Raw genomic sequence first — 16,642 nt, forward strand, 5'->3', positions numbered from 1 at the left:
GAATTTGAATGGCGATCGCAGCAGGAAGTATTGCTTTTGTGGGGTTCAATGCAGATGGACGGGACAATATCGCATTTGTAGCACTCACGGATATTAGCGCTGGCGAAGTCATTATTTTCGAGGACAATGAGTGGAACGGAACCGCCTTTGTCGATGCCAATGAAAGTGCGTTCAGTTGGACTGCCACTGCTCTAGTGCCCGCTGGGACGGTCGTTCAGATCGATGGCATTGGAACGGGTCCCATTTCAGCCAGTACGGGAACGGCTGTCGCTCCAGTGTCGGGACGGGGCGCGAATCTAGGAATTGCCGCCAGCAATGAAGTGATTTATGCCTATCAGGGAACGCCAGGTACGCCTGCGACTTTTCTTGCAGCGATCGCCAATAGCGGATTCACTCCTGCAAACGGTGCCTTGACCGACACGGGCCTGACAGCAGGCATCAATGCCATTGAATTTACGACAAGTATCGATCTGGCCGCTTACAATGGCGCTCGCAGCACAGAAGCAAGTCTCAGCGCCTACCTTCCCCTCATCAACAATCCGAGTAATTGGATTACCCAAGATGGCACGGGCGACCAAAGTATCGACGGAACCGCACCGGACGTTCCCTTTAGCGCCGACGCCTTTACTGCGGGTTCTGTCCCGCCGCCCCCAACCCCTGCGGTCAATTTATCCGTCAGCCGCAATTCCGGCTCGGAGGCCGATACAACCCAAATTACCGTCACTGCAACGGCGTCTAGTGCCGTCATCGGCAATCAGACCGTCAGCTTGGCGGTATCGGGGACGGGCATCACCCCCGGCGATTTTTTCCTCAGCAGCAATACCATTACGATCCCAAACGGGCAAACTGCGGGTTCCGTCACCTTCACCGTGGCTGACGACGCGATCGTCGAAGCTCTAGAAACGGCAACCCTCACCCTCAGCGCGCCCTCAGCGGGGATTTCCTTGGGCAGCACGATCGCCCAACCGATCGCGATCGCGAACAACAACGCGAGTTTCCTCACTAAAATTGGCGGTTACGCCAGCGCTACCGGAGCCGAAATTCCTGCCTTCGATTCGGGCAGCGATCGCCTTTTTGTCGTGGCGGGCACGGTCGTCGAGATTCTAAACGTTGCGAATGCCGCCACCCCAACCAAAATTGGCGACTTAGCCTTCGATACCAGTGCGGTTCCCCCAGGCTTTACTCTCCTTCCCAATAGCGTTGCCGTCGGCAAAGCAGGCACCCCCAGCGAAGGGATTGTGGCCGTCGCCATTGCCATTACAGACCCTGCTACTGCGGTTGAGAATCCAGGCGAGGTCCAGTTCTTTCGCGCTGCCACGGGCGAATTTCTAGGGAAGGCAACGGTGGGCTTTTTGCCGGACATGATAGCTTTTTCGCCGGACGGCACGAAGGTTTTGAGCGCGAACGAAGCCCAACCGAATAATGCCTATACGATCGACCCCGAAGGTTCGGTGAGCATTATCGATTTGTCAGGCGGGTTCGCCAGTCCCACCGTTCGAGAAGCTTCTTTTGGGTCGTTTAACGGCCAGATCGACGCGCTCCGCGCCGCCGGAGTCCGCATTTTTGGGCCGGGTGCAACCGTCGCGCAAGATCTAGAGCCGGAATACATCACGTTCTCGGGCGATGGCACCAAAGCGTTAGTGACGCTCCAGGAAAACAACGCGCTTGCCGTTGTAGACATTGGCACGGCTACGGTCGAATCTATTTTGCCCCTCGGCGTCAAAGACCACAGCCTGCCGGGGAATGGATTGGATGCCAGCGATCGCGACAGTAGCATCAACATTCGCAACTGGCCCGTTTTTGGGCTGTATCAGCCCGATGCCATCGCCAGCTTCGCCATCGACGGTCAAACCTACTACATCACCGCTAATGAGGGCGATTCTAGAGGCTATGCGGGATTTAGCGAAGAAATCCGCGTGGGCGCAACGGGGTATGTTTTAGATCCGACTGTTTTCCCGAATGCCGCAACTTTGAAAGACAACGCGAACTTAGGACGCTTACAGCTCACCAACGCCACGGGCGATACGGATGGAGATGGCGACTTCGATCGCATTGAAGCCTTTGGCGCGCGCTCCTTCTCCATTTGGGACCAGAGCGGTCAACTCGTCTACGACAGCGGCGATCGCCTCGAACAAATTACAGCAGCTAAAGCACCAACGCTCTTTAATTCCGACGGGAGCGCGGTGAGCTTCGACAGTCGCAGCGATAACAAAGGGCCGGAGCCGGAGGGTGTGGTCGTAGGGGTCATCAACAACCGCACCTACGCCTTTATCGGCCTAGAGCGTGTGGGCGATGTCATCGTTTATGAAGTCACCGACCCCCGCAACCCCGCGTTCGTGCAGTACATCAATACGCCAGAGGATTCCTCGGTTGAAGGGTTAACCTTTATTGCTGCGGCAGATAGCCCCACGGGGAAACCGCTGCTCGTGACGGCCAGTGAGGTCAGCAATACGGTCGCGATTTTTGAGATCGACCCGCCCGTTCGCATCAGCGACATTCAGGGGAAAGGACATCTTTCTCCCCTCGTCGGTCAGGCGGTTGCTGGGGTGACGGGGATTGTCACTGCCATCGATACCAACGGCGGTCGGGGCTTCTACCTTCAAGATCCAAACCCAGATACCGACCCCGGTACCTCCGAGGCTATTTTCGTCTTTACCAACGCAGCACCCACCGTTGCCATTGGAGATAAGGTTGCCGTCAGCGGTACCGTCAGCGAGTTTACGCCGGGGGGTGCCAGTACGGGCAATCTCTCCATTACTCAAATTGTCAGCCCGACCGTGACCGTCCTTTCCAGCGGCAACCCGCTCCCCAGCGCGGAAATTATTGGCGCGGGCGGGCGGATTCCACCCAACCAAGTCATCGACGACGACCCTCTGAATGCCTTCGATCCTGCCAACGATGGCATTGACTTCCTAGAATCCTTAGAAGGAATGCGCGTCACGCTCAAAGATACAGTCGCCGTCAGCGCCACCAACTCCTTTGGCGAAATCTACACCGTTACGGATAACGGGACCGGGGCCACGGGTTTGAGCGATCGCGGCACCCTGAATATTTCACCCGATGACTTCAATCCAGAACGCCTCCAAATCGATGAAGATACGGGCGTCCTCGACTTTGCATTTCCCAGCGTTAACGTCGGGGACAAGCTGGGGGATGTTACGGGGGTGGTAAGCTACAACTTCGGCAACTTTGAAGTCATTCCCACCCAGGATTTTACGGGTAATATTCAATCCGCCGGACTTCAGCCCGAGGTCGCGACCCTCGCGAAAGATGAGAACAAACTCGCGTTCGCATCCTATAACGCCCTCAACCTCGACCCCAACGATGGTGATGGCGATCTGGATGTGGCGAACGGTCGGTTTAAGGCGATCGCCCAGCAAATCGTCAGCAATCTCGGCAGCCCGGATATCATCGGACTCCAAGAAATTCAGGATAGCAGTGGCAGTACCGATGACGGGACGATTGGCGCGGATGCGACCCTCCAGTTGCTCGTCGATGAAATTGCCGCAGCGGGCGGGCCGACCTACAAATTTATCGACAACACCTTCATTACCAACAACACCAGCGGCGGTCAGCCCGGTGGCAACATCCGCACCGCTTTCCTCTACGACGACAGCCGCGTCGATTTAGTCCCAGGTTCCGTGCAAACGATTGCCGACCCGGCCTTTGACGGCAGCCGCCTGCCCTTAGTTGCCACCTTTACCTTCAATGGCGAAGAAGTCACGTTGGTCAACAACCACTTTTCATCTAAAGGCGGTAGCAGCCCGCTCTTTGGGGTCAACCAACCTTCCGTCGGCGATGAAGCCAATGGAAACGGGCAAGAGAATCCTGCCATTAACGGCTCCCTGGACCAACGGCAGGCCCAAGCGCAAGCGGTCAAAACCTACGTCGATGGGCTGCTGGCTGGCGATGCAGACGCTAAGGTTGCGGTTTTAGGGGATCTGAACGAATTTGAATTTATTTCTCCCCTCAGTATCTTGAAGGGTGGCAGCGCGCCCGTCCTGACCAATCTGGTCGAGACCCTCCCAGAGAACGAGCGCTATAGTTTTATCTTTGACGGGAACTCCCAATCCCTCGACCACATTCTGGTGAGCAATAACTTAGCGACCGCCGCTGCATTGGATATCGTCCACGTCAATACGGAATTTGCCGAAACCAGCCAGACTGCTTCCGATCACGACCCCCTCCTAGCCAGTCTCACCATCGAACCAGCGGAGCCTGACCCTTTCGTATTGGAACTGCTCCACTTTGCAGACCAAGAAGCTGGAATCCCTGCCTTAGACGATGCGCCGCGCTTCTCAGCGGTGCTAGCGGCACTCAAAAACCAAGACCTGGGCGATGATGGTTTGCCAGACAATACCCTGGTGCTTTCTTCTGGGGATGCTTACATCCCTGGTGCGTTCTTGAATGCCAGCCAACAAGCCTTTGGCGGTCAAGGCCGAGCCGATATCCTGATTCAAAACGAGCTAGAGGTCCAAGCGATCGCCTTTGGCAACCACGAATTCGACTTCGGAACCAGTTTGGTGGCCAACCTTCTCAAGCCCGCTCCAGCCAGCGGTACCTTCCCCGCCTATCCCGGTGCGGCCTTCCCCTATCTCAGCGGCAACCTCGACTTTACGACGGATGCCAATCTCGCCCCCCTCGTGACGGCAGACGGCCAGGAAGCCAGCACCATTCCAGGCAAAATTGCAGCCAGTTCCGTGGTGACGGTCAACGGAGAACGCATTGGGGTTGTAGGGGCGACGACGCCCACGCTTCGTTCGATTTCTAGCCCTGGTAGCGTAGGCATCGCGCCTAGCCCCTTTGGCAGCAACCCTACCGATGCCGAGCTGGATGCCCTTGCTGCCGTCATTCAGGCGGATGTCGATGCGCTGTTAGCGGCCAATCCCGATATCGATAAGGTCATCTTGCTGGCTCACATGCAGCAAATTTCCATCGAGCAACGGTTGGCAACTCGGCTCAGCAATGTAGACATTATTGTCGCAGGTGGATCGAATACTCGACTGCTGGATGACAACGATGTTCTGAGAGCCGGAGACACCAAGCAGGGCGACTACCCCTTCTTCACGACGGATAAGGACGGCAAGGCGATCGCTGTCGTCAACACTGACGGCAACTACAAGTATGTCGGTCGTCTGGCGATCGAATTCGATGCCAGCGGCAATATCGTGCCAGCCAGTTATGACGCAACCGTTAGCGGCGCTTACGCGACCGATACGGCAGGGGTTGCGGCCTTAGGTGCCGAAGCCTTGGTCGATCCAGAAGTTCAAACGATTGTCGATCGGCTCAAAACGGTCGTAGCCGAACAGGATGGCGCGATCTTCGGTCACACAGACGTGTTTCTCAACGGCTCTCGTACCGACGTGCGCACCCAGGAAACCAATTTCGGGAACCTCAGCGCCGATGCAAACTTAGGCATCGCCAAAGCCGTCGATCCGACGGTGACGATCTCCATCAAAAACGGCGGCGGCATCCGAGACAATATAGGGTTTACGACCTTCCCGCCCGGATCGACAGACCCTGCGGATCTGCTCAAGCTTCCCCCCCAAGCGAATCCCCTGGCCAACAAAGAAGAAGGCGATATCTCCCAACTGGATATTACCAACTCCCTGCGGTTCAATAACGGTCTCACCCTCGTCACCCTGACCGCAACGCAACTCCTTCAAACGATCGAGCATAGCGTTGCCGGAACGGCTCCTGGCGCGACGCCGGGTCAGTTCGGACAAATTGGGGGGCTTAAATTTAGCTTTGACGCCACCCGCCCCGCCAACGATCGGGTGCTGTCCTTAGCAGTCGTGGATGACAGCGGAACCGTCCTCGAAGAAGTGGTTCGAGACGGGAATGTATCGGGCAATCCCGATCGCACCTTCCGCATCGTCACCCTCAACTTTCTAGCAAATGGTGGGGATGGCTATCCGTTTCCAGAATTTTTGGTAGCCAATCCCGCGCGCTTCAATCGAGTCGATTTGCTCGGAGAAGACGCGAACGCAAATGGCAGCCTAGATGCATCCGAAGATCTCAATCAAAATGGGATTCTGGATGCTCCCGCGAGCGAACCCCTCCAGTTTGGACGCGCCGCCTTTGCCAATTTTGGCTCCGAGCAGGATGCTTTAGCAGAATACTTGGCGGTCAATTTCCCCGATCCGTCTAAGCCTTACACGTCAGCGGATACCGCCCCCGCCCTCGACGAACGCATTCAAAACCTAGCTTTCCGCGAGGATACGGTACTGCCCGCACCTCCTACTTTCAACATTATCAATGGAACCAGGCGGCGGGATATACTCGTCGGTGGCGCTGACAATGACCTCATTACTGGCTTTAGAGGGCCGGACAAGCTGACAGGAGGCGGAGGCGAAGATCGGTTTGTTTACCAAGCCGTCACAGACTCAGGCGATCGCATCACGGATTTTGAAGTCGGTCGAGATCGCATCGTGTTTACAGAGCTGTTCGTGCAGTTGGGGATTTCCACAACCAATCCCATTGATGAGGGCTATATTAGCTTCCGCTCTACCAGAAACGGCGTGACCGTACTGCTAGACATTGATGGATCGCAAGGACGGCGACCGGGCACTCCATTTATCTTTGTAGACGATGTAACGGCTGCATCCTTGAGCGACTCGAATAACTTTATCGGTATTGCCTAAGACTCTACCTGCCACGTTCGCTATCTATCAAGCCTGTAGGACTTGCCCCCTAAGGTTTACAACCCAGATCCCTCCCTCAATCTCCTAGCTTTTTCAGGGTGACTGCGCTAAGAAGAAAAGAAGACTCAGCAACTGGGGGCTTCAGCTTATAGCTTGACTGCGCGTGCTGTCGGATCGTCTCCCAGGTAAGCTGCCTTACTCTTGGATTTTGCGATCGCTAGAGTGCCGATTGACTCGTTCGGATTGGCTGTCAGGAAAGGTTGAGTTTCGAGAATGTGGGAGTGAGGAACATTGCAATTTATATCCGATCCGGCGATCGCGGATAAAATCCGTAAGATGAAGCAGCGCGTTCGCTGGCAAGATCCGCTCGTGGCGGAATGTGGCATCGATCAAACCCAACTGGTCATCGCAGATGGCCGGGCGGACGAACCGAATTTTTCATTTTTAGTCATTGGCGATAGCGGCTCGGGACCCCACCTCGACCATCACCCCCAGCGCGAAGTGGCCGAGCTGATGCTGCCCCATCAACCAGACTGTCGGTTCACGCTTCATACGGGCGACGTGGTTTATTTGACGGGGTCGAGCGAGTACTATCCAAAAAATTTCATCGAACCCTACCGGGAGCTTCTAGCGGGCGGCGATCGCTACGAGAAAATTTCCTACCGCGAGATGGTTTTTCAGCAGCCTTTCTTTCCCGTACTGGGCAACCACGACTACTACGATCTACCGCTTTGGTTCGGCTTGCTGGCGGCGACGACTTTACCGTTGCGTTCCGTCCTCGAGTCAAAGATAGATTTCGATCTCGGCTGGCGCGGTTCCGATCGAGGAGACGCTTACGCGCGCGCATTTTTAGACTATCTCAAGGCGTTCAAGTCCCCTGTCGAACTGAGACGCCATCTCGACCGACACTACACCGCTAAAACAGAGAACGGCGATCGCTGTCTGCGTTACGAACCTGGTACTTTCACCCGCTTACCCAATCGCTACTACAGCTTTCGTCAAGGCGGCATCGATTTTTTTGCCCTAGATTCGTGTACTTTCAACGACCCGATTCCATTGCCTAAAACCCATCAAGGCGATGCCAGACGACGTTTGCTAGAACAGCAGCGCGATCGGCTAGAGCGAGAAAAGCAGCAATTTCTCGAAACTGCCTCCCATCTCGATCCCAATAATCCCTACGAAGTGGAACAACTGGACGACCTCCAGACCAAGCTGTCTCAAACGGACGAAGTGTTAGCGGATATTAAAAAGCAGCTCGCTGCCCATGTGGTTCCCACGGCAGATGTAGAGCAACTAGACTGGCTGAAGCAGCGATTAATTGCCTCTTGGAATACGCCAGCGGTGCGCGGTCGGGTGCTTTATTTCCATCACCCGCCCTACGTCACGGAATCGACCAAATGGCACCAAGCGCAAACCTTAACGGTACGCCAGCATTTGCGTCGCACCTTAGATGAAGTGGCTCGAGTCGTAGGACCCCTTACCTGCGGACGGCCTCTAGTCGATTTGGTGCTGAACGGGCACGCCCATTGCTTAGAGCATCTGAAAACGCTAGACACCGGCCATGCAGATTCTCACATTCCTTGGATTATTTGTGGCGGCAGCGGCTTTAGCTTGCGCCGACAGCGCCTAGAAGGGCCACAACTTCTAGAAACGTTTCCCGACGAAGAAGCAACCGAATCGCGTGCGGTTGCTTCTTCACAGCTATTTATCGGTCGCAACGGCAAGGGTTCCCATAAAAGACGTCCCTATTCGTGCCTGCGTATTGACGTTCGAGAGGGCGCTCCTCCTCAATTCACAGTTCGCCCTCTCATTGCAGAGCGCTACCGGGGAAAGTGGCACCGCTACGAGCATCCGTCCTTTGCGATTTGATTGGGGGAGATTATCGCTACCTCTTCGGAAAGACTCTCGATGCTTTATTTCTGCTCGATAACCCTAACGGGGGAAGAGTAGCTGCGTCTTTAGGGCGGTAACAGTCGTATCTGCCAAGATGCGATGGCCTGCTGTCGTCGGATGGATGTTATCCCAAAACAAAAACCGCTCGGGATTGCGGCAGGGATCCGATCCGGTCAAGCAAGCGCGGGTTACTTGGTTGAGGCCAAATTTCTGAGGATTGGCAACGGCTTGTTGGTAGAGTAAATTTGCATCCAGCGTCATTACTTGCAGCTCGGGATTCTGCTGCGTTAGTACCTTCAGCGATCGCCGCAGACCCGTATTGTGCGCTTGGGTCAATTGACTGAGTTCCCGCGATCGGTCGCTGCCTTGCGTTGCAGGCAATTGGCCTAAGTCAGGTAAATTGGCGACTAGGATGCGAGTCGCGCCAATGCGGGCGAGGGCCTCAATTGCCTTCGTAATATTTGCCACTGGAAGAGCGCTGTTGTTTGTCCCTTGCAAGTAATCATTGGCACCGGCCCACAGGATATACAACTCATCTGCAGTTGCTGTAGAGTGTTGCTGTGTAAATGTCTGGACCTGAGATAACAATCCCGGCACGAGCACCGTGGCATCGTCCCCGGTCGTCGCACCACCCCAAGCAAAATTGCCGACCTGTTTCACGCCGAGGTCTTCAGCCAGATATTCGACCCAAACCCGTCCGTTCGAGAAACGGCCCTGAAAGTAAGGTGGGTTAGACGGATAGAGTCCGTAGGTCGAACGAAAAACAGTTCCCGTATCGGAAAGGCTATCCCCAAATACATAAAGTTTGCGAATGGAGGGGGCTTGTTTGGGAGAAAATACCGCTACGGCCATAAGCGTTAGAAACAGCGTGAGGAGGAAAAGAATGATGAAAACAATTCGTTTTTTCATTTTCAAACGACTTCTTCCCTTCACCCTAACCCCTGCGGCAGGCTTGGGGCAGGCAAGCTAGAACATTTAACCTGCGCCCCTAAGGCCCGCAACTCAATCATAGGACGACTCCAGAGGAACGATTGAGATCTCTAGCAGCTCTCCGCGACGCAGCAACTTTACAGGCAAGGGTTGGCCGATGCGCTCAGCAGTAAGGTTTCTATGCAAATCGTCTACGGTTGATAGGGGCTGCCCTGCAAGCTCTACCAGAACATCGCGAGGTTTTAGATTGGCGATCTGTGCGGGACTGTTCGGCTCCAGCCACAGAACCAATACGCCTCGATCTCGACTCAACCCGTGCTGGCGCACTAAAGTATGAGGCAGCGGAACCGTTTGGCCCGCAACCCCGATTCTCCCCCGGCGGACTCGTCCCGATCGCATCAGTTCGGGAATGACCCACCGGGCCGTATTGATGGGGATTGCAAAGCTAATGCCTTGGGCGGCTTGAACGATCGCCGTATTGACCCCAATGGCCTCGCCGCGACTATTGACCAAGGGACCGCCAGAATTGCCCGGATTGAGCGCCGCGTCGGTTTGGATGACAAGGCATCGAGCAATTCATCATCGGCGGAAGGGTTTGCAAAGCCGTTGGAAAAGCGGTCTGAATTATCGTTCGATAGGAGTGAAAACATAATGATGCCCCGCAACGGACGAGTAGGGATTGCCGACGATCGGGACAGGTTATAGATACGGGTCTGGGGGTGCGAGCGCGGTAGCGGTCAAAGGAATCATCGAATAGCGACCGTTTGACTGGCCTTACGATTGCGACTGAGGGAGCGCGCTTTCTAGGGCCATCCGTTGTTCTGCGGTATGCAGGAAATATCCATAGACCATTGCAGAAGCCATGAGTTGTCCTAAGCTTTCCCGGCTGGTGGTCACTGCTACGTCAAAGTGCTGGCTTGGCAACGTGCCGAGCAATCCCATTAAGTTACCTTCCATGAGTTTAGCCGCATCCATAGCAGGTTGGTGCATCTGCACGAGCGCGTCTTGGGGAAGGGATTGGATGTACTGCGCCAGAGGATTGTCTGTGCCGAAAGGGTTATTAAAAGAACCGAGGGTTTGAGGCGTTGAATCGTTCATAGAGGTCTCCTATGGGGGAGGGTTCTACTTCAGTAATATAAAGGTAGCGAAATACGACAAAAACTCGACAGTGAGCGGAACCGAACCGAACAGACGGTTAGCCTTACCTCGAGTTCTCTCTGATGTGCCGTCCGACGCTATTGCAGCACCTTCAACAGCGGCAGCAGCAGCGTCACGTAAAAATACACCAGCGGAGCCGTAAACACGTAGCTATCGGCACGGTCTAAAATGCCGCCGTGTCCTGGAATCAATTGCCCCGAATCCTTCACCCCAGCATCTCGCTTCATCATCGACTCCGTTAAGTCGCCCAGCAGACTTGTGACCCCAATCAGCAACCCTAAAATGGCACCGCTCAAAACCCAGAACGGCCAGTGCAGCGCGCCAGCTCCGGCGATCGCCACCCCCACGCTGCCCATCACCCCAAACATTGCCCCCTCCACCGTCTTCTTAGGACTGATTTCGGACAGCCTCGTCCTGCCAAACAACCTCCCAATGGTATAAGCTCCAATATCCGCTGCCCAGATGCAAAAAAATGCCAGCAGCGTCGCGCTCAGTCCCATCGGAACGTCCGCTATCCTCGGCCACTCTTGAGGCCAATAGCCGCCTAACGGCAAACTGGCTTGAGTGCTTTCTAGCAGCCTGAGTCGAATCCAGTAACTGGGCAGATACCCCGCATAAAGCAGCCCCAAAACCGAACTGGCAATTCCGGCGATCGTCGAAAGCTTCGGCAAAAAAATTGGATAAAAGCAAATCAGCGTAGCAGCAATGGGCAAAACCGCATCCGCCAGCCTCGGATTGTCGAGATACACCGAAGCCGCCGACAAAATCAGCATGACCTGACTGACCGCCAGCGTCGTCTTCCTCGCAGGCGCGATCCCCTTTGCCTTTACTAAGTCAAAATACTCAGTTTGGCCTAAATAGACTAAGATGCAAAAACCAGCCGTGAAGTACCATCCCCCCAGCACTGTCACCGCAAGCGCAAGGGTAATAGCAACAACTCCACTGACGATCCGCAACCAAGGCATACCGACACACTAAGGCCGTCTAAAAACTGAAATCAAATCCCCGCACGCTGCTGCAAACCACGCAGCATGACCACTGCAGACTCAGACCTTGCCACGGAGAACGTGCGGCTCAATCGCAACACTGCTCGGATCTACTGCCGTTTTCGCCCTAAAATTAGCGATTAAAGCAAGATTTGGCGTCCTTGCCGGAGGTACGCGGTAACGCAGATCGCTATGCTTTGTCCGCACTCCATCTTACAATGGAAGAGTAGACATCTTTTGATTTTTTACTTTGCAGATAACATGAGTTTAAATGTTTCCATAGTGGAGTTGTCGGGGGTATTTGACGGAACAAAAGCAAGTGCCTTTCATAGCGAAATTCGTCAGGCGCTGGATAGCGGTGCGGATGCGATTCTGGCGGACTGCCGCGATCTGGGATTTATGGACAGTTCCGGTTTGGGCGCGATGATCGTGGCCTTAAAGATGATTCGTGCTGCCGAGAAGAAGCTCTATATCTGCGCCATTAACAAACAAATTGGCATGTTATTCGATTTGACCGATACGCGTAGAATTTTTCACGTTTTTGCAGATCGTGCGGAGTTCGAACAGCAAGTTTTAGGCGCTAAAACTATTTAGGGAAATTTCACTTTTACTAAAGAAAAGTCATCTAAAAATCCTTCACACTTTGCACCGCTTTGAATGCGCTGCATCAATTCGGGCAAGGTTAGTTTGTGATAGCTAGGATTCCCTTGCAGCAGTAACTGTAACGATCGGAGTCCCCAAATTTCGCCGTCAGGCTGGTGAACTTCATAAACGCCATCGCTGAACAGATACAAAGTACTTTGGGGCGGAATGGTGCAGGTTTTGCTGCAATAGATCGCATCGGGAAATAAACCGATTGGAAAACCTTGGGTTTTGAGTTCTTGTCCTCGATTGCTGTGAGACCACAGCAGCGCTGGCGGGTGTCCGGCACTGGCAAATTTTAGAACTTGGGTCGGGCGATGGTAGACGCCGTACCACATGGTGAAGTATTTATCGCCATGTTGAGACATCTGAAACCCCCGGTTGAGGGCCGCTAAGACTTCTGCCGGTTCGTCGTAATTGACGCCAGAGAGAGACTGCGATCGCAGCAAATTCAAAATCGAGACCGACGGCAGCGCCGCACCCAAACCATGCCCCGAAACATCTAATACATAGATTGCGAGCATGTCCGAATTGAGCCAAAAATAGTCGAAGCAATCTCCGCCCAACTGGCGAGACGGTAAAAAGAGCGACTCAATTTGTAAAGGCGCTTGCATCGGCGCGGGCAAAATAGAGCGCACGTAGCTAGCGGCTTCGGCCAGCTCGGCTTCTAGCACCTGTTTTTGGGCCTGGAGATCCTGATTGAGCTGATGCAGCCTCAGGCCAGCCCGTATCCGCGCCTTTAGCTCGTTCATATCGATGGGCTTTGCAAGAAACTCATCCGCCCCTGCATTCAGCCCCTCAATGCGATCCTCCAAGTCGACCCGCGACGTGAGCAGCACAAAAAACGTCGTGCAGAGCTTTGCGTTGCTTTTCACAAAGCGACAGACCTCTAGTCCATCAGTAATCGGCATCAGCCAGTCGCAGATCATGAGTGCGGGCTGCATCGCGATGGCCTTCTGAATGCCCTCTTGCCCGTCCTGTGCCGTATCTACGGTATAGCCTTGCTGCTCCAGAATGCGCCTGAGCATTAGTTTGGTGACTGGGTCGTCATCAACAATGAGAATTGAGTACATATCTCTATTTAACTGATGCCGCCACGAGAACAAAAAGCATTAAATCAAGGTTTTTCTAAACTAATGCGTTAGATTGCTCTCATTAGTTTGCTCCCATTCTTAAGCCAACCTGCCAAATTCGAGCTTAAATATCAAAAACCACGTTCCCCAGCGGTCATAGGACCCTTTGACGTCTCGCCCAAACTTCAGTCCTGTTTCAGCCTTCTATTGCCATAGAAAATATTCCTTTCCCCCTGGGTAAAATAGATTACCAGCTCGTAAGCCCTCTGATGCTTTGGCTCAAACGGTAAAGTTAAAAATTTACTCATTTGCAGCAATCGCACCAGAACATCCCTTTATAACAGCAGTATACAGACTTATGAATCGCGCACGGGAGCTTACACCGCGCTCAGGCCAACTAAAGGTAGTGATGAAAAGTACCCAATCCGTGCTAGAAACCAAGTGCATTCACGTCGATACCGACCTCAATGAATTGTCTAAGGTTCTGGAGTGGTTTCAAGACTTGACCCAAGAATCTGTAAACGCTGAAGATTGGATGCAATGTCAAATTGCGCTAGCGGAAGGGTTTACTAATGCGGTCAGACACGCCCACCACTCTTTGCCCGCCCAAACGCTCGTCGAGATCGACCTCCATTTTTATCCAAACCATGTCGAGATGCGCATTTGGGATTGCGGCCCCCCCTTTAGCCTGATGGAGCAAATCGAGCGATACAAGGCATCCGTAACAGATGAATCTATCTCTGGCAGAGGACTGCTGCTGCTCCAAAAAATTGCAAGCGAACTAGACTACAGGCGCGTCGATGACACCCGCAACTGTCTGTCCCTGATCAAACGCCGCTCTCCCCGATCGAACTCGATCCCAAACTGACCATTGCTTCGTGGAAGAGAATGCAAGCGCTTTTGCTGAATCCATCCATCGCAGACGGGGTGCGGCATAATGAAAAAATAGACGGCTTCGTGGAACCTCTCGAAGCCGAGTTTTAACGTCGCCTCCTCAAAACTGCCCTTAAGGTGCACCAGACATTCAGTAAGCGAGTAAATCGGTATGACAAACACGACAACAGCTCCTACCCTTCCAAGCGCAATGGCGACCGATAAACGCGGCATTCCGGTCACGATTATCACGGGTTTTTTAGGCAGCGGTAAAACGACGCTCTTAAACCATATCCTTAGCAATCAGGATGGTATTAAAACGGCAGTTTTGGTCAATGAGTTCGGCGAAATCGGCATCGACAACGAGTTGCTCGTGACCACGGGCGAAGACATGGTGGAGCTGAGCAATGGCTGTATCTGCTGCACGATCAATAACGATCTGGTGGAAGCCGTTTACAAAGTCCTAGAACGTCCCGAGAAGATTGACTATCTGGTTGTCGAAACGACGGGGTTGGCCGATCCCCTGCCTGTGGCGCTGACGTTTTTAGGCACGGATTTACGAGAGCTGACGCGGTTGGACTCGATTGTGACGGTGGTGGATGTTGCAAATTTCAGCATCGACCTCTTTAACAGCCAGGCGGCCGAAAATCAGATTGCCTACGCCGATATTATTTTGCTCAATAAGGCAGACTTAGTAGACGAGGCCGATCTAGATCTCTTGGAAGTCCGGGTGCGCGATATGCGTCCGGGTGCGCGGTTGCTCAGAAGCGTGAAGGGAGAGGTGCCTTTGCCTTTGATCTTGAGCGTGGGGTTGTTTGAAACGGATAAGTATTACAGTCCAGAGCCTGAAGCTACCCACGACCATCACGATCGCGACCACCACGACCACCACGACCATCACGACCACAGCGGATGCGATCACGATCGCGGACATTGCGACCACGATGAGCACGACCATCACGACCATCACGACCACCAGCACAGCAACCATCTGGAGGTGGATGGCTTTACGTCTTTGTCATTCGAGAGCGATCGCCCGTTCTCTGTACGCAAGTTCCAGAATTTCTTAGACAACGAAATGCCGGTCAATGTCTTTCGCGCCAAAGGTCTGCTTTGGTTTGACGAAAGCCCGAAGCGTCATGTCTTTCATCTGAGTGGCAAGCGGTTTTCCCTAGACGATGACGAGTGGAAAGGACAGCCTAAAAATCAATTGGTGCTGATCGGTCAAGATCTAGATCGCGACAAACTGCGATCTCAGATCGAACGCTGCCTCACCGTCGCCTCCACCGGACGCGGGAAAGGATTTGGCAAGTAGCGTCGCAAGACCGATCGCTTTTCTAGCGCGGTGGGTGCGTTGATGCCTACCGTTTTTTGAGCAGGCCGTTTTTTTGAGCCAGTGGATCCCGCCAAAGACTAGAGCAGAAAGGTTTTGATGAAAGTAGCTGTCTTTAGTACCAAGCCTTACGATCGCCAGTTTTTGGAGGCTGAAAATCTGGCTCACGGCCACGAGCTGTTGTTTTTGGAGCCGCGTTTGACCCGCGAAACCGCGTCGCTGGCGGAGGGCTGTGCGGCGGCGTGCGTCTTTATCAATGACACGCTGAATGGCGAGACCCTAAGGGCGATCGCCGCTCGGGGGGTGCAGCTCATTGCGCTGCGCTCGGCAGGCTTCAACCACGTAGATTTGCACGTTGCGGCAGAACTAGAGCTGACGGTCGTGCGGGTACCGGCCTACTCTCCCTACGCCGTTGCAGAACATGCTGCAGCGCTCATTTTGGCACTCAATCGCAAAATTTACCGCGCCTACAATCGCGTCCGCGATGACAACTTTGCCTTAGAGGGTCTTCTGGGATTCGATTTGCACGGGTCTACCGTGGGCGTGGTAGGCACGGGAAGAATCGGTCAGTGTTTCGCTCAAATCATGCACGGCTTCGGTTGTCGGCTGTTGGCCTACGATCCCTACCCCAATGCTGCCTGTCAAAGTTTGGGCGTCGCTTATGTAGAACTCCCAAAACTCTTGGCAGCTTCAGATATCGTGTCGCTGCATTGTCCCCTTACACCTGCCAGCCATCATTTACTAAATGCAGAATCCCTGCAGCATCTAAAACCAGGAGCCATGCTGATCAACACCAGTCGTGGAGGGCTTTTGGATACCTCTGCGGCGATCGCAGGTCTCAAGTCCGGTCAAATTGGATACTTGGGAATTGACGTGTACGAGCAAGAAGAATCGCTCTTCTTTGAAGATTTATCAGATACAGTGATTCAGGACGACACGTTTCAGCTTTTGCAGTCGTTTCCAAACGTTTTGATTACGGCCCATCAAGGTTTCTTTACTCGCAATGCGCTCAAAAACATTGCCGAAACTACCCTGGCTAACATTACAGATTTTGCTCGCGGACGCGTTTGTCCCAATCGCATTCCTTTGGAGAAAACCTCTTAGGCGTGG

Annotated in this window: 11 protein-coding genes and 1 pseudogene; 6 read left to right on the plus strand and 6 right to left on the minus strand. The window is 53.8% G+C overall.

Annotated features, from left to right (window positions below; all coding sequences use genetic code 11):
* The first annotated feature begins 8 nt into the window (after window positions 1–8).
* Together R6H26_RS26795 and R6H26_RS26800 are read left to right on the plus strand one after the other, a co-directional pair.
* Window positions 9–6,644, plus strand: a complete 6,636-nt coding sequence (locus tag R6H26_RS26795) for a choice-of-anchor I family protein (protein WP_404786995.1) — start codon at window positions 9–11, stop codon at window positions 6,642–6,644.
* 291 nt (window positions 6,645–6,935) lie between these two features.
* A complete protein-coding gene (locus R6H26_RS26800; RefSeq protein ID WP_404786996.1) occupies window positions 6,936–8,513 on the plus strand; it encodes a metallophosphoesterase family protein in 1,578 nt (525 codons plus the stop codon).
* A 63-nt stretch (window positions 8,514–8,576) separates the two neighbouring features.
* Here the strand turns inward: R6H26_RS26800 and R6H26_RS26805 are convergent, their stop codons facing one another.
* The 5 genes and pseudogenes from R6H26_RS26805 to R6H26_RS26825 all read right to left on the minus strand — a co-directional run bounded on the left by R6H26_RS26805 (window position 8,577) and on the right by R6H26_RS26825 (window position 11,590).
* Window positions 8,577–9,446, minus strand: coding sequence for an SGNH/GDSL hydrolase family protein (locus tag R6H26_RS26805; RefSeq protein ID WP_404786997.1), 870 nt, complete (start codon window positions 9,444–9,446; stop codon window positions 8,577–8,579).
* A 93-nt stretch (window positions 9,447–9,539) separates the two neighbouring features.
* Window positions 9,540–9,980 (minus strand): S1C family serine protease, encoded by a 441-nt coding sequence (locus R6H26_RS26810; protein ID WP_404786998.1) that lies wholly within the window; start codon window positions 9,978–9,980, stop codon window positions 9,540–9,542.
* A gap of 3 nt (window positions 9,981–9,983) precedes the next feature.
* Window positions 9,984–10,043: pseudogene (locus R6H26_RS26815) on the minus strand (hypothetical protein); the annotation flags it as partial.
* 198 nt (window positions 10,044–10,241) lie between these two features.
* A complete protein-coding gene (locus R6H26_RS26820; protein ID WP_404786999.1) occupies window positions 10,242–10,565 on the minus strand; it encodes a DUF760 domain-containing protein in 324 nt (107 codons plus the stop codon).
* A 137-nt stretch (window positions 10,566–10,702) separates the two neighbouring features.
* Window positions 10,703–11,590 (minus strand): phosphatidate cytidylyltransferase, encoded by an 888-nt coding sequence (locus R6H26_RS26825; protein WP_404787001.1) that lies wholly within the window; start codon window positions 11,588–11,590, stop codon window positions 10,703–10,705.
* Between the two features lie 282 nt (window positions 11,591–11,872).
* On the opposite strand from R6H26_RS26825, the gene R6H26_RS26830 reads away from it, so the two are divergent.
* Window positions 11,873–12,205, plus strand: a complete 333-nt coding sequence (locus tag R6H26_RS26830; protein WP_404787003.1) for an STAS domain-containing protein — start codon at window positions 11,873–11,875, stop codon at window positions 12,203–12,205.
* Here the strand turns inward: R6H26_RS26830 and R6H26_RS26835 are convergent.
* Window positions 12,202–13,326 (minus strand): PP2C family protein-serine/threonine phosphatase, encoded by a 1,125-nt coding sequence (locus tag R6H26_RS26835; protein WP_404787005.1) that lies wholly within the window; start codon window positions 13,324–13,326, stop codon window positions 12,202–12,204. The genes R6H26_RS26830 and R6H26_RS26835 overlap by 4 nt on opposite strands.
* A 409-nt stretch (window positions 13,327–13,735) precedes the next feature.
* Here R6H26_RS26835 and R6H26_RS26840 point away from each other — a divergent pair, with 409 nt between their 5' ends.
* From R6H26_RS26840 to R6H26_RS26850, 3 genes are all read left to right on the plus strand, one after another.
* Window positions 13,736–14,194 (plus strand): ATP-binding protein, encoded by a 459-nt coding sequence (locus R6H26_RS26840; protein ID WP_404787006.1) that lies wholly within the window; start codon window positions 13,736–13,738, stop codon window positions 14,192–14,194.
* 177 nt (window positions 14,195–14,371) lie between these two features.
* Window positions 14,372–15,514, plus strand: a complete 1,143-nt coding sequence (locus R6H26_RS26845; protein ID WP_404787008.1) for a CobW family GTP-binding protein — start codon at window positions 14,372–14,374, stop codon at window positions 15,512–15,514.
* A gap of 117 nt (window positions 15,515–15,631) precedes the next feature.
* Window positions 15,632–16,636 carry a 2-hydroxyacid dehydrogenase gene (locus tag R6H26_RS26850; protein WP_404787010.1) on the plus strand — a complete coding sequence of 335 codons (1,005 nt, stop codon included), beginning with the start codon at window positions 15,632–15,634 and terminating at the stop codon, window positions 16,634–16,636.
* Window positions 16,637–16,642: the final 6 nt, after the last annotated feature.

The organism is Altericista sp. CCNU0014 (assembly GCF_044923475.1).
In the GTDB taxonomy this organism is placed as follows: Bacteria; Cyanobacteriota; Cyanobacteriia; order Thermosynechococcales; family Thermosynechococcaceae; genus JAAURS01.